Below are 13,889 nucleotides of genomic sequence, written 5' to 3'. Positions count from 1 at the left end.
ATAGCCCATCAACTAAAAATGCAACTTGCTATTAAACTAATTTTTGCCCAAGCAGGCATTGATAGAGTTATCGACAATGGTACTGCAACTTCTCAAAGTATTGCCGAAGGTTGGGATCAACAATGGCTAGATTTATTACAAAATAACACGAATAATAATTTGTATGGCTCGCTGACAAATCTGGGTATTTTTTTGCGGTAGGAACCCTGTTATTTTTTATGATACAATTCCTCAAAGACTTAATATCCTACGAATATACCCGTCCCATATCAGCTTTAATTTGGCCTTTTATAGTGGTAGTACTCTTAAGTAATTCAGGTAGGGGAAGTATACTTTCTACTCTGACGCTGGGAGTGCGGAATTTTTTAAACACTGCGAATCAGCAAGTATTGGTAACAGCAGATGCAAATAAAACTTACCAGCAAGCACTGAATATGAGTATTGCTGAAGAAGTAGCTGGTTCTTTTCTGCGTCCTTGTCAATCCCTTACTGGCGAACAACAAAGTCAATGCTTTTTGAAAGCTGGCGAAAAACTCAACGTTCTCTGGCGAAAATACAGAGAGACTTATGGAAATAGAAGCTGGATAAATAGACTGCAAATTAAGGTAGATAATATCAAATTTGGCACTGTTGGCAGTGTATCAGAAACATCTTTTAATTCTTTGTTAGGTTCTACAGTCCAAACAAGCATCAAAAACTTTTTAGTTTCCTTACAATATGCCTTCCAGAATTTGATAGAAGCAACTATGTTGCTAATAGCAGCTTTAGGGCCAATAGCTCTTGGTGGTTCTTTACTACCTGTAGCTGGTAAACCAATTTTTGCATGGCTGACTGGATTTCTATCTATGGGAATTGCCAAAATTTCATTCAATATTATTGCTGTGCTAACTTCCGCAGTGATTGTAAATGGCCCAGGTCAAAATGCTAATGTTGATCCAGATTTAATGTGGTTCATAATTTTTCTAGGAATATTAGCACCAATTTTATCTTTGCTTGTAGCTGCTGCTGGCGGTTTTGCAGTCTTTGGTGCTATCAGCAATACGGCTTCTTTAGTCAAGGAAAGAATATAGAAAATTCAAAATTAAAAATGAATAAAAGGGAAGTGACGTGACTGCTCACTATATGGAAATCGTCATATATAATAGCTAAAGTTTTTTGCAGCAGGAGGTGATAAAATGGTGCGTTTATTAGAAAAAAGACAAAGAACAGGAAGTGTATTGACGATTTTTGCGATCGCTAGCTTCAGTGTACATATATTAATTTTATTTTTATTATTATTACAAGGGCTAAATATTCGCCAACTCAGTTTGAGAAAACCTCCCAATTTTGTACAATTAATCGACGGGAAACCAGTTGCTAATATTGATGATTTAGCAAGAGAACCAGAAGCGATACGCCGATTTATCAGCAAAACGATGATATCAATGTTTAGCTGGTCTGGAACCTTACCCGCACAAACTATTGAAGAAGTTGCCAACCCTAAATCAGATTTAGGAGTACTTATTAGTACACCTCAAGGTAGTGGCCAAAAGATTAGTACCAGCACCTGGGTAGCTAGTTTTGCTTTATCAGAAGACTTTCGCAAAGGTTTCTTAAGCACAGTTGCAGAAATGACACCGCCAGAGGTTTTCTCTGAAAATCCCAATCAAGCAATGACATCACAATTAGTTATTAAGCGGGTTTATCCACCTAAACAAATTGCACCAGGTAAATGGCAAGTGGGTATGGTAGCCGACTTAATTCAAAAAAACCGAGTTGGTGGTGCAAGACTCATCACTCCGTTTAACAAAGATTTTCTTGTACGTGCAACAGATTATTTTGCTAATCCTCAAGCGGAGAGTAGTACAGACTTACAAAAAGCAATTTATAGTATCCGCGCTGATAGACTAGAAAATTATGAAATTCGGAACTTATGTTTGTTAGATAACTACAATAGCCTTAGCCAAGATACATCAAAAGAATGCGGAACTGGACAAACATCTGATAGCTTTATCAGATGATAGATTTCTAATTCACTGGCTGATAGTTCAATTTATATAATCAATTATTAATGCAATTACTCAAACCAGAAAATAAGAAAAACAACCCTTTACCAGTGTTGGCAGTAGGAACATTTGGTTTGCATCTGTTAACCTTGCTTTTACTAATATTTCACGGGTCTATGTTACAACAGTTAAGTCGGCAACTCACACCTCAAAGTTTAGTGCAACTTGTTGATGGTCGCACTATAACCGTAGACCCCGAACCAAATTTAAAGCGACAGCCAGAGGCTATTAGGCGCTTTGTTGGTGAAACTATGAGCTTAATGCTTACCTGGTCGCAAGAACAGCCGCCAACACAAGTCTGGGAAATTACCTCCCAACTAGTAGCTGATGATTTTAAAGAAAAACTTAAGTCGGAACTTACTAATTTAAATCCAGATAGGCAATTTGAAAATGTTAATAGAGGAGCAGAGAATGTTTTAGTAATCCAAAAAATTTCTCAACCTACAGAAATAGGCAATGGAAGGTGGAAAATAGAGATACTTGCCAATCAATTAACTTTTAGCAGTTATGATAGGTTGGGAAAATCAGTTTCCTTTAATAAACAAATTTTAGTTAGAGCAATAGATGAGCCTGCAACTTCACTACCAAATGCGCCATTACCGTTGCACTTCGCAGCTTACCGCCTTGGAGAAGCCAGACTAAAAATTTATAATATATGTGAAATCAAAGATAACAATTGTTCTGGAAAACCAAACCAAGCTCTACCATGACCCGATACTCAATTCCTGCGGAAACACCTCCCCAAAATGGATTTGCTCTAACCACCGACGATAACCAAGTAGAAGTACAATCTTCGGATTGGGAATCACGAATGTCAAAGTTGGTCGGCTTTGAAGAAGAATCTTCTTCTATCGATACCCAAGGATCAGAAAACTCGGCAACGCCGCCAGAATCCGTTTCTCAACCACAAGAAGTTCAGACTAAGCAAGCCCTCTCAGCTAATCCCTTTGCAAAATTAGGCTTGGTAGGAGCTGCTACCTTAGCGATCGTTTTGATGGGTGGTCGTGTTTTTGTCGCAGTTAATGGGTACTAGCAATCAAAAACCCAAAACTATTGTTTCTCCACCAGTGCAAGAGCAGCCGACTAATGAATCTACATCTCAACAGCTAGAAGCTCAAGTAGATACTCTAAAAACGAAATTAGCCCTGACTGAACAAGCGCAAATGGTGAAAGCTGCCCAACAACAGCTGAGAATTGCCAAATCAACGCCTACAGTACCCTTACAACAACCATCAGTTAGACCGCAAGTGATCCCAACACCCCCACCAACAGCTTACGTACCTCGCACAGTCACAGTTGAGCGCGTCGTTAGAGTACCTGCTTCTCAACCTGTGCCATCACCCCAGCTACCAGTTGTGAAGCCAAACACAAACACTCAACCGGTAGTTAACATAACTCCACCATCTCCACCAAGCCCACTTGAAGAGTGGGCAAGGCTAGCAAAGTTAGGTAGTTATGGTCAAGTAAATGCTACTAATCAACCTACTACCATAGCTGCTGTTGAACCTTTAAACAACACGCCCCAGCAACAGACACCACCTAATCCTGAGCCACCCCCACAACAAGAAACAGCGCAAGCGCTGGGGCAGAAATCCTTAGCAGTCGGGAGTACTGCCAAAGCTGTGCTAGCAACAGCAATATTTGGGGAAACTACTAATAGGTCAAGCGGTGGTGATTCAGAGGAAGAAAAAAACGTATTTGTGATCCGATTGAAAGAACCACTAAAATCCTCCGATGGGGCGATCGCTATACCTGCAAATACCGAATTCTTAACTGAAGTTCGTTCCATATCAGAACAAGGTCTTTTGCAGATGAACGTAGTTAAACTGATCTCGCAAAATAATGGCGACCTTACAGAACAAAGCTTACCCAAAAATGCAATTATTATTCGCGGTACCCAAGGTAAACCTTTAATAGCAAGTAAATTTCCCGGTCAAAGTTCGTCCATAGCATCAATGGATCTAGGACTATTCGTTTTGGGAGGTCTTGGTAAAGCGGCAGAGTTAATAAATCGCCCCGATACCAGACTCGTGCCATATAGTGTAGTATCTCCTAACAACACAACTGAAGGCGAATCGACGAACAACAATACTACTACTGGTCTTACTACTATCACTGAGAATAGACGTGACCTTGTAGCTGCGCTTGCGGAAGGTGGTTTCAACTCTGTAGTACCCCAAATTGCCCAACGTAATCAACAGGCGATCGCCCAAATGTCACAACCTAGTAATATTTGGTTTTTGTCAGCTGGCACAACTGTTGAAATATACGTTAATCAAGCGATCTAGTTTTAGTAGGTTAGGATTTATACCAATTGAGATTTTGGATTGGGTAATGGTAATTGGTAATTAGTTTTCTTTCCCTTTTTCCCATCTCCCCTTCTTATATCTACCAATTTACCCATTTGCAACCATGAAAAATAATACTAAATCGTCAGGAAATACCGCAAAGAATTCTTATTTCCTACCTATAGCTTCCTTAATTTTCTCGGTTGCTATGTTCTTGTTGGTAGGCCGTGCTGTAGCTAATAATGCGGTTTTGCGTTCCATCTTTTCCTGCCAAGCACAAGGTTTAGGGGGATTAATACCTACAATCAATGTTTGGTATCAGCAAGGAACAAACTTAAGCTTTATTCCGGCCGGAGAAGTCATTAAAAAAGTTTGGTTGAATGATCCATCACAGGTAACGATGGATTTTGATGGCCCAGTATGTATGCAGTTTGGCCCAAAACCTAATGCTAGTTCAGGAGATTGTAAAAACTCAGCAGCGAATGTAATTCAACTCAGACGAATTCAAAAACTGAATATTCCTGGACTTCCTAACACTAACAATACACTTTTAACAGTTGTTACCGAAGGGCAAGGTAGAAACAAATTGTATACTTTTCGAGTGATATATGGAACAGATAATCCCGAATATCATACTTTAGCAATTTTTCCCGATCCTTCTGGTCAGGAAGGAGCTTGTGCGACAGTTTCACAATAAACTTTTACCAAAAGTACCTAATAGATATAGGAGTGAAGTAGAGACGTAGCAATGCTACGTCTCTATAAGGTTTTTAGTCAATAAATAATTAATTTCTAGAGATGTGTAAATGAAGTAATACTAATTCAAATAATGTTTGCGACACATCAATTATTTGTAAGGGCACAACATTGTTCATAGATGTCAACTTAACGTAAAAACCAATCTAGAAAAAGCTTTTAGGATTGCCTCGTTCCCCTGCTCCGACTGGGAATGCCCGTCGTTGAGGCTCCGCCTCCCTTGCTGGCGGCAGCATCCCCAAGAGCAGCATTTCCAACCAATATCTTTATAAATCTTTAGGCAAAAACTAACAACAAATTCCAAATCTGTGTAAATATAAAGAAAAGCTTAAGAGGTTACAGACTCATGGTAACAGCGAAAATAATGCAACAGCTTTGGGCTGTAATCGAGTCTACACAGGTTAGTACCCTGCTACAGTTTGACGATGCTGCTTTGGTACAAGTCCTTCTCCAACAGTTAAAGGCGAAGCAGGCAATTGATCCGCAGGCAGATAGCACCCTTAATACTTATATAAAATCCAAACTACCCCTCATTCGTGATACAGCCGAAGGTAGATTATCCTTTGGGCAAGGCGGCAATCATTAGCGCGATAAATCAAATGATTTCTCATTGCCAAGCATACGCTCAGAGTTCAAACAGTGGAATATTATGAATTACTGGCTAGTAATTGCCCTGGTAGCTTATCTAATTGGAGCAGCGATTGAAGGGGTCAGTACAGCCAGTCAGCTATCTCATTCAGTGCCGGAATTAGCCAAAAGTAGACAAGATCATCGTTCAGATTCTGCCACTCCACCTAGCTCGATTTGGCGAGTTGTGGCGGCTATCGCTTCAGTAAGTATCTGTGGAGCTTTTTTGTGGCCTTGCCGCCTTTTTCACCGTTTAATTAAAGGTAATCTTCATTCGGAAGATTAGAACACCAATCAATATCAATATAGTAGTAATTCTGGAAGAATCTTACCCCTCTTTGTTGGTGTCAGCCTGACGTTAGGCACGCAAAGAGGGGAGTTTGGTTCGCGTTTATTTATAAAAAACAATTTTCATATAGTTTCTTCTGGTATCGCTACATTTTGCCCAATTTTTGGCTCAGTACCAGCAAGCAGTCGTTCAATATTAGTACGATGGCGCAAAATCACATATAATCCGCCGGCAATCCCAAATAGAATATAGGGTAGAGGTTGATGCAAAAGTACCATGAAAATGGAAACTGCGATCGCACCTGTAATTGAACTCAAAGAGACAATACGCGATATCGCCACAACGACGGCAAATATACCTGCTGTTGCTAAACCTACCTGCCAACTCATTGCCAACAAAATTCCTAAGCTAATAGCAACAGATTTACCACCAGTAAAGCCTAAAAAAATTGATTTACTATGTCCGAGGATGGCGGCTAACCCAGCTAAAGTTATTAACCACGGTTGCCATAGTTGTGCATCTATCGCTGGAGGTATATAATTTGAAATTGGGTTAAAATTGAACAACCAGTAAACTAGAGCGATCGCTAATACTCCCTTTAAGGCATCAAGTACTAAAACCAATGCTCCTGGCCCTTTCCCCAAGGTTCTTAGTACATTAGTTGCGCCAGTGGAACCTGAACCAACTTCCCGAATATCAATACCCTTTAACTGCTTCACAGCAATGTAGCCAGTGGGAAAAGAACCCAGCAGGTAAGCTATCACCACAATTAGCACGCACAGAGTTAACCAAATAGCCATAATAAAATTCAAAATTTACTTATTCAAAAAAGTCCAGAGAAATAACTTTTGACTCTGGACTATTGACTAATTAAAAGTCGTCATCATAGTTTCTCACTGTTTTGGGGTCAGGAGCAAAGGCTAACCACAAAGGAAATTGCAGCAGTGACAAACTGATTTGCTCCTCTGAATCATCAATGATAATTAAGGGCAATTGATTGGCTTTTGTCAATCGGTCTGCCTTCAGAGCCAGAGCATCAGATGCCTCAAATAATACCACACCCCGGTCTGGGCCGAAATCTGGGCGACCTATTCCCAGACAGTCTTGCAAGCCGCGCCGCCATTCACCTAATCGCTCCGGCGTATTAGCTAAGACTAAAGTACGGAGGCGATCGCCATGCAGCTTGTGTAATATCGAAATCGTAGCTGAGGCAATCAGGATATTCTGCAAGCGGCTACCCATTGTCCGCAAACCACCCCGTCCCCCTTGGGTAAAAAACCAGTTGGAGACTCTTTCAGCGTGGATTGGTTCAAAGGTACGGCGTAGTTGCCACGGTGCGCCGTAGTAATCTGGTTTATTGCGGTATTGGTCAATTAAGCGGCGAATTTGCTTTGTAGTGTCTTGAAACTGCTGTTGGGCAAATTGGGGTATTCCAGATTGTGGTTCAACTGGTTTAGCCTCTTTTACAGATGGTTTTTCTCGTTCTACTACAGTTGGTGTCAGTTGCAACTGCTCGGCGGCTGAGGCTAAATCTTGTAAGCTACCTGTGAGATAGTCTTTAAAACCCTGCACCCTAATTGCCAAGTCTTGGGACGTACCAGCAAAAGTAGTTCGCATTTCGTTGCGGATACGTTCTTGACGGCGTTCTAATTGTTCTACAGAAATTTGCAGGGTTTGTTTGCGTTGTTCTAACTGCACCAGTGACTCTTGTACGATTCGTCCCAGTGATGTTTGAGTTTCACTAACCTGTGCCTGAAGATTTTTGTAATAAGCTTGCAGGTTGGCTATTTCTTCATTGAGAGCGGCTTGAGCGCTTTGCAACTCTGCCACTCGCTGCTCTGCTTCTGTATATAATGAATGATCTCCTGATTCTATTTCTGACTGAAGCGGGAGATTTTCAGCTTCTAACTGGGCTACAAACTCGCCATTTGAATTTTCTGTTAGCTCTACCGTAGAATCTACCACTTCTGAATTAGAAATGAGTGGCTCAAAAGTTGTGTAGTCTTCTGATGAGCTAATGGCTCCTATTTCTACCACAGACTCAACAGATGGATTTGCTGGATGTTCAACTGCACTGTTCTGTTCTTGTTTTTTTGCCAACCGCTCATCAATTGGTTCTGGGGTTTGAGATGCCTCTGAGTTCATAAACAATAGTGTAATTCCTATGACGCGAATAAATAGCTTTCAGAAATATTACAATCTACTTGCCATAAAAGTTCTGAATCATCAGTGCTAAGTTATGAGTTTAGATAAAAACGACTTGGCACTGATGCTACTCAGTACTAAATACGTGGACAACGTTGTTCTAAGCAACCTTTCAAGGTGTTGGGGTCAAATAAAATCGGCAAAAAGTGAATACTTTTAATTTCTTTAAAGTAAAACAGAATGGGTACTTTATTCCAGAATATCCGCCAGTTTTGCCATTCTTGATAGGGAAAACGCCGCAGCAATTTTTCGCCTCTGTAAATATCTAAGTCGGTGGCGGTAAATTGCAAACGTAGTGTTAATGCCTGAAACATGAGAAACAAACCAAACAGTGTGAAAATTAAGCCTATCCACGGTTGTACCAACAGTAGTGGAATAGCGGCAATCACCAAGACTATAGGTATGTTGTAACTAGGTTTGAGTTCCACTGTTGATGTGGAGTTAGGAGCAAATGAAGTGGTCACAGTCTTAAATCCTGCTTTATTAGTAGGCATCTATCCTATTTTAGAAGGCAGGAGTTAAAACTCCTCACTCCTAAATTTTGAAGCAGAGGCGAAGTGCCTCCGGTTTTGCTCCTAACTCATCAGTGTTATTAGCCCAAGAACGCACTGCTAGTCCCCTGAAACATTAACCAAGAAAGAAAGAAATTGCTAACGAATATAATTAATAAGGCAGTCACAACAGCAGTTGTAGTTGACTGTCCTACACCTTTGGCTCCCCCTGTTGTCGTCAACCCCCAACTGCAACCGATTACGGCGATTAAAATGCCAAAGCAACACGCCTTAATCATGGCACTAACAATATCCCATATCCCCAGAAAGTTACGGGCTGAGTCTAGAAATACCGTATCAGACAGGTTGTAGATATTTGTCGCAATTATGAATCCTCCGAACATCCCTGTTATCAAAGACAAGAGGGTTAAAATTGGTAGCATTAAACAGCAAGCAAGCACGCGGGGAATAACCAGATAATCGATTGGATCAGTTTTTAACATCAACATGGCATCGATTTGTTCTGATACCCGCATAGTACCGATTTCTGCTGCAAAAGCAGAACCGACTCGTCCCGCCAAAATCACTGCTGTCAACACAGGAGAGAGTTCTCGTGTCAACGCCACAGAAAGCACTCCGCCGATAATGTTTCCTGCGCCAAAGTTGATAAATTCCCGCGCCACTTGAATGGTAAACACTGCGCCGACAAAAATAGCCGTCAATAGGGCAATGAATAGGGAATCTGGCCCAACTGCTGCCATTTGTTCTAAGGTGTTGCGCCGATGGATTTTACCCCTCAATAGGTGAACTAGTACTTGCCCACCCAAAAAAATCGCCGCCAGCAGTCGCTGACTCCATTCCCCTAAACTGGATTTGGATGTAGTCTGGTTCAATGTTCTGTAGCTAACTCGGTAACTGCCTTAAGAATAGCGGAAGTTATGGGGAATGGGGAATGGGTAATTGGGTGGGGATTGGGGATTGGTTATTAATTCTTCTTCCCTCGCCTCCCCTGCTCCCCATTTCCCTAATAAGACTGAATATTAACTTAGATTAAAGATGCTCTCAGAAAATTAAGCTGTTCTTAAACGTGCTAAAAAACAATAAATAGATGTTAATCTTAGCTATAACCTTGATTGTGCAAGGTTTTTATAGATTAAAGTAATTTTTTATTTCCCCAGCATACGCTGTAACTAATAGTTGCTTCTTTTAATGAAAACTTAAGATTATTGACAGATTGTCTGTTCAGGAGCGATCGCACGTATTGTAGAAAATGACAAACCGCTATCTAGCTCTTGTCACCTCTACTCACGGAGTTTGTCTGAAATGACTATTTTTACTAACTTTCTCCGCTCGCTCCTACTCACAATCATTTTTAGTTTTGTCGCTCCCATGTTCTTCGTTGGCGGCGGATTGCTTCTTCTATCCCTCATGGGTCATTTTCCGGGCTTACAAGACTTAACTGAAGCGATCGCTACTCAAATTATGCATTTTCTCGCCACCTTTGGCAGTGGAACTCCCCTACGTGGATTATTTGTGATTAGCTTGACCTGTAGTTTCGTTGGCGCACTGTTTGATACTTATGCTTATTATCGGTATCAAATTTTACGAATAGACTAATGAGTAGTATAAATAGCTTCTTTTAGTTGCTGATGGATTGTACAAGATCGGAAAAAGCCATATTTCCAAAAGTGAAAGTACTACTGGTCTTAACCTTAATAGAGATTAGTGTTGCTAAATGAATTTTTATTACTTAAATTGACTGTCGAAGTTATTGATTAAATATTTATTAGTTATTAGTTATTAGTTATTAATTATTGATAGCTAGTGTAGGTGTGCAACTGTATTAAACCAATCCTCAAAAATTCAAAAAGCTTACAATAAGAAGGGTTTGGCAATTTTTAACTCTGCAAAAGTTTAAAATACTCTGTGCGAACTCATCACGTTGGAGGTTAAACTAGAGTTTGGCATTTTGTGTTGACTGCAATTTTTAAGGATTTGATTACGATTAAACGAGAATAGCAAATAAAACTCAAAAATATAAAATTTTCCTTAAAAGTCTAGCGATCGCCATGCCTGCTCATGTTTCTTAACAGAGCAAAGCAGGTCGTCTGACCGTTGAGGATCTTATATTGAATTTATTACGAGGTATGTTGACAGCTCATGATTTGGCCGTTTAAGCCCAAGTTTAGAAAACAAATTGCGCGGATTGAAATTACTGGTGCGATCGCCGGTGCTACTCGCAAACGCGTCCTAGAAGCCCTGAAAACTGTAGAAGAAAAAAAGTTTCCGGCATTATTGCTCCGTATCGATAGCCCTGGCGGTACAGTCGGAGATTCCCAAGAAATCTACAGCGCCCTGAAGCGTCTGCGCGAAAAAATTAAAATCGTCGCTAGCTTTGGCAATATCTCGGCTTCTGGAGGAGTCTACATCGGCATGGGAGCCGAACACATCGTCGCCAACCCAGGTACGATTACGGGTAGTATTGGTGTGATTTTACGTGGGAATAACTTGGAACGCTTGCTAGATAAAATCGGTGTTTCCTTCAAGGTAATTAAGTCTGGCCCTTACAAAGACATATTGTCTTTCGATCGGCAACTGACTCAACCAGAAGAAAACATCCTGCAAGAGTTGATTGACACAAGTTATCAGCAGTTTGTGCAAACGGTAGCTGATGGCCGTTCGTTAACAGTAGAAGCTGTGAAAAGTTTCGCCGATGGCCGGATTTTTACTGGACAGCAAGCTCTAGAGTTGGGTGTTGTAGATCGACTGGGTACAGAAGAAGATGCCCGTCGCTGGACAGCAGAACTAGTCGGTCTTGATCCAGAAAAAACTCTCTGCTATACCCTAGAGGAACGTAAACCTTTATTGAATCGACTTTTGCCAGGAAGCCGTCAAGTTTCATCAGGAATTGGGGCTGGAATTGATTGGCTCGAATTTGAAGTCTCTACTAGTGGTTTACCGTTGTGGTTATATCGACCCTAATATAAGTTAGGAGTTATGAGTGAGGATTTAAAACTTTCAATTTCTCACTCTTAACTTCTAACCCCTAACTTTTTTATTTTAAGGAGGATTTGGGCGTGGAGTGGCAAATGCGGGCTATTCGCGGAGCAACAACCGTTTCAGAAAATACCGTTGAGGCAATGCGAGAGGTAGTGACAGAACTACTAGATGAACTGGAAAACCGAAATCAATTCCAGCCAACGGACATGATTAGTGTGACTTTCTCCGTTACACGCGATTTGGATGCTATTTTTCCAGCTGCGATCGCTAGATCGCGTCCTGGTTGGGATAATGTGGCTATGTTGGATGTACAGCAAATGCACGTTGAAGGCAGCTTACAGCGCTGCATTCGATTCTTAATCCACGCTTATCTGCCAGCCTCCGCCTCGGTTCATCATATTTATTTACGCAACGCCGCCAGCTTGCGTCCTGACTGGAGTTTGCCTCAGTCTTTACAAACATCACAGCCAGCAGTTAAGTCAAAAGTGTAAATTATTTAAATAAAATATATTGTAACTGCCTAGCTAGTAGTAATTGAGGCGAGAAAAACAGAGACATTACCAAGTAGCGCCTGAGTAATAACTTCCAGTAAGTTAAGACCCTGCTTAGAAGCAGTGGAAAGATGCATAACGGATATTAGCGAATGAAACCGCAAACTCGAAGGAGCGAAAACCACCGGAAATCTTCTGCTTACATTTCATCATCCGCAAGTCACGTTCTGCCTGATTATTGGTAAAGGGAACATCAGGTTGTGTCAGAAACCGTAAAACATCACTCTGAAAATTTTGAAGCCGCAACAACAAGTTATGACCAACACGTCGTTTCACCCGCCCACGATTACCTTTGCGGATTAGGGGTGATTGAGAGGAGTGAAAACTCAGCCCTCGTTGTAGAATTTGCTCGTACAGTTGAGTCAGACGAGCAACAACATTTTTGGGAATACCTGATTGATAACGATGCTTGTAATTGCAAGCTAAAAGCAACAACTTGTTCATGGATTTAGCCCAAGGTTCTTGCTCGATTTCATCTATTGCTTTGAGTTCTCGAAGATGATGGGCATTACACAAAGCGTGATTGACATCAAGGAGTTGATAATAGGGTTTCCAATGGTCGTGGACTACTACACCCTTGATATCAGCTAATACTTCTATGTCTTTACGTTGAGGAGAAACTCGATACCAAGTTTGTGTTTTAGTGGCAACCACGTGCAGCCAATTGGTTTTACCACCAATCCTCAAAGAAAGTCTCGTCTAAATGTTTAACTGCTGCTGCTTTTACCTCAGAGGCCATCTCTGCTACTACTGGTTCTATGATTTGAGCCAGAGTCAAAGTTGTCTTTGCGATTGTCCCTGGTGTCATTCGGCAACCAAATAAATCTAGCAGCACTTCACTCAATCGGTCTTCGGGAATAAAGTGTTGATGATTTAGATAAGCTGCAACTGCTCTAATTCTGGCTCCATACTGTACTGGTGCTGTGACAGATTCTGGAAAACTACCTTGTAGGAGAGTTTTACATTCTGGACATTCTTTGACTGCCACTCTGTGTTCTGTGACGATGATGCGTGGGGCTGGTATATCAAATACTTGTCGCTTGATGATTTTTTTGATTCCTACATCCCCAATATCACTTCCACATCCAGGACATGAGCATGGTGTTGGATGTTCTACTATTTTCTCTGGCTCTAATACTTGTTTTAATGTCTGCCCTGGATGACCTATCTGCCCCCCTGATGGCCGCTTCCCTTTTTCTCTTAAACTTTTTGTCCGTATTTGATTTGACTTTTTGAGTCCGTCGCTGGCTGGTGGTTTTGAACTTGTTTGGCTATCTAGTCCCAAACTTCTCTCTAGCTCTGCTATCCTTTCCAGCAGTGCCTTAACCTCTAGCTCTAGCCTTTCTATTTTTTGATCTTTTTCTTCTGGACTCATTCTTGAACATTACCATCTTTCCTCCCTTCACGGGAATATCCCTGACTTTCCTACCTGGGCAGTTACAAAATTTCTCTGTTTATCTTCCCTGTAGTAACTTCCGCATTCACGTTTGGGTGTTTTGCGTAGCCTGTAGCAGCTTCCGCCTTTAATATAACGGGAGTTTAATTACTGCGATCGCCTGCATACATCACCAACTGAAATTACTGATTTGGCTTTGTTTGGAGAGCGATCGCCTACCTGATTTACTTCCATTGATACC

The 13,889-nt window shown here is 41.1% G+C and carries 16 protein-coding genes and 1 pseudogene; 11 read left to right on the top strand and 6 right to left on the bottom strand.

Going from position 1 to position 13,889, the window contains the following annotated elements:
* Positions 1–18: 18 nt before the first annotated feature.
* The 8 genes and pseudogenes from ANSO36C_RS16255 (at position 19) to ANSO36C_RS16225 (ending at position 6,002) form a co-directional block, all read left to right on the top strand.
* Positions 19–1,070 (top strand): annotated as a pseudogene (locus ANSO36C_RS16255) (hypothetical protein).
* A 105-nt stretch (positions 1,071–1,175) separates the two neighbouring features.
* Positions 1,176–2,000 (top strand): hypothetical protein, encoded by an 825-nt coding sequence (locus tag ANSO36C_RS16250; protein ID WP_251955379.1) that lies wholly within the window; start codon positions 1,176–1,178, stop codon positions 1,998–2,000.
* Positions 2,001–2,050: 50 nt separating this feature from the next.
* Positions 2,051–2,755 carry a hypothetical protein gene (locus ANSO36C_RS16245; protein WP_251955378.1) on the top strand — a complete coding sequence of 235 codons (705 nt, stop codon included), beginning with the start codon at positions 2,051–2,053 and terminating at the stop codon, positions 2,753–2,755.
* Positions 2,752–3,078, top strand: a complete 327-nt coding sequence (locus tag ANSO36C_RS34265) for a hypothetical protein (protein ID WP_323374454.1) — start codon at positions 2,752–2,754, stop codon at positions 3,076–3,078. Before ANSO36C_RS16245 ends, ANSO36C_RS34265 begins: the two co-directional genes overlap by 4 nt.
* Positions 3,068–4,333 carry a hypothetical protein gene (locus tag ANSO36C_RS16240; RefSeq protein WP_323374453.1) on the top strand — a complete coding sequence of 422 codons (1,266 nt, stop codon included), beginning with the start codon at positions 3,068–3,070 and terminating at the stop codon, positions 4,331–4,333. The genes ANSO36C_RS34265 and ANSO36C_RS16240 overlap by 11 nt, the downstream gene beginning before the upstream one ends.
* A gap of 124 nt (positions 4,334–4,457) precedes the next feature.
* On the top strand, positions 4,458–5,030 hold the full coding sequence (locus tag ANSO36C_RS16235) for a hypothetical protein (RefSeq protein ID WP_251955377.1): 573 nt from the start codon (positions 4,458–4,460) through the stop codon (positions 5,028–5,030).
* A gap of 405 nt (positions 5,031–5,435) precedes the next feature.
* Positions 5,436–5,675: a hypothetical protein gene (locus ANSO36C_RS16230; protein WP_190941184.1), complete on the top strand. Its 240-nt coding sequence runs from the start codon at positions 5,436–5,438 to the stop codon at positions 5,673–5,675.
* A gap of 63 nt (positions 5,676–5,738) precedes the next feature.
* Entirely contained in the window at positions 5,739–6,002 is a 264-nt protein-coding gene (locus ANSO36C_RS16225; protein ID WP_251955376.1) for a hypothetical protein, read from the top strand.
* Between the two features lie 125 nt (positions 6,003–6,127).
* Here ANSO36C_RS16225 and plsY read toward each other — a convergent pair whose 3' ends face one another.
* The 4 genes from plsY to ANSO36C_RS16205 form a co-directional block, all read right to left on the bottom strand.
* On the bottom strand, positions 6,128–6,805 hold the full coding sequence (gene plsY / locus ANSO36C_RS16220; RefSeq protein WP_251955375.1) for a glycerol-3-phosphate 1-O-acyltransferase PlsY: 678 nt from the start codon (positions 6,803–6,805) through the stop codon (positions 6,128–6,130).
* Positions 6,806–6,875: 70 nt separating this feature from the next.
* Complete coding sequence (locus ANSO36C_RS16215) at positions 6,876–8,150, bottom strand: DUF3086 domain-containing protein (protein WP_251955374.1); 1,275 nt, start codon at positions 8,148–8,150, stop codon at positions 6,876–6,878.
* Positions 8,151–8,287: 137 nt separating this feature from the next.
* Positions 8,288–8,704 (bottom strand): DUF3119 family protein, encoded by a 417-nt coding sequence (locus ANSO36C_RS16210; protein WP_251955373.1) that lies wholly within the window; start codon positions 8,702–8,704, stop codon positions 8,288–8,290.
* Positions 8,705–8,802: 98 nt separating this feature from the next.
* Positions 8,803–9,594: an MlaE family lipid ABC transporter permease subunit gene (locus ANSO36C_RS16205; protein WP_251955372.1), complete on the bottom strand. Its 792-nt coding sequence runs from the start codon at positions 9,592–9,594 to the stop codon at positions 8,803–8,805.
* 430 nt (positions 9,595–10,024) lie between these two features.
* On the opposite strand from ANSO36C_RS16205, the gene ANSO36C_RS16200 reads away from it, so the two are divergent.
* The 3 genes from ANSO36C_RS16200 (at position 10,025) to aroH (ending at position 12,192) form a co-directional block, all read left to right on the top strand.
* The gene (locus ANSO36C_RS16200; RefSeq protein ID WP_251955371.1) at positions 10,025–10,318 is read left to right on the top strand and encodes a hypothetical protein; all 294 of its coding nucleotides are present in this window, start codon (positions 10,025–10,027) and stop codon (positions 10,316–10,318) included.
* A gap of 543 nt (positions 10,319–10,861) precedes the next feature.
* Positions 10,862–11,683 (top strand): signal peptide peptidase SppA, encoded by an 822-nt coding sequence (sppA, locus tag ANSO36C_RS16195; protein WP_251955370.1) that lies wholly within the window; start codon positions 10,862–10,864, stop codon positions 11,681–11,683.
* A 95-nt stretch (positions 11,684–11,778) separates the two neighbouring features.
* Positions 11,779–12,192, top strand: a complete 414-nt coding sequence (gene aroH / locus ANSO36C_RS16190) for a chorismate mutase (protein WP_251955369.1) — start codon at positions 11,779–11,781, stop codon at positions 12,190–12,192.
* Positions 12,193–12,306: 114 nt separating this feature from the next.
* Here the strand turns inward: aroH and ANSO36C_RS16185 are convergent, their stop codons facing one another.
* Together ANSO36C_RS16185 and ANSO36C_RS16180 are read right to left on the bottom strand one after the other, a co-directional pair.
* Entirely contained in the window at positions 12,307–12,906 is a 600-nt protein-coding gene (locus ANSO36C_RS16185) for an IS66 family transposase (protein ID WP_251955367.1), read from the bottom strand.
* 16 nt (positions 12,907–12,922) lie between these two features.
* Positions 12,923–13,627 (bottom strand): DUF6444 domain-containing protein, encoded by a 705-nt coding sequence (locus ANSO36C_RS16180; protein ID WP_251955366.1) that lies wholly within the window; start codon positions 13,625–13,627, stop codon positions 12,923–12,925.
* Between the last annotated feature and the right edge of the window lie 262 nt (positions 13,628–13,889).

It is taken from the genome of Nostoc cf. commune SO-36, from assembly GCF_023734775.1.
Taxonomy (GTDB): domain Bacteria; phylum Cyanobacteriota; class Cyanobacteriia; order Cyanobacteriales; family Nostocaceae; genus Nostoc; species Nostoc commune_A.
The sequence above is the reverse complement of the archived record's forward strand: the minus strand, read 5'-3'. Positions and strand labels throughout refer to the sequence as shown.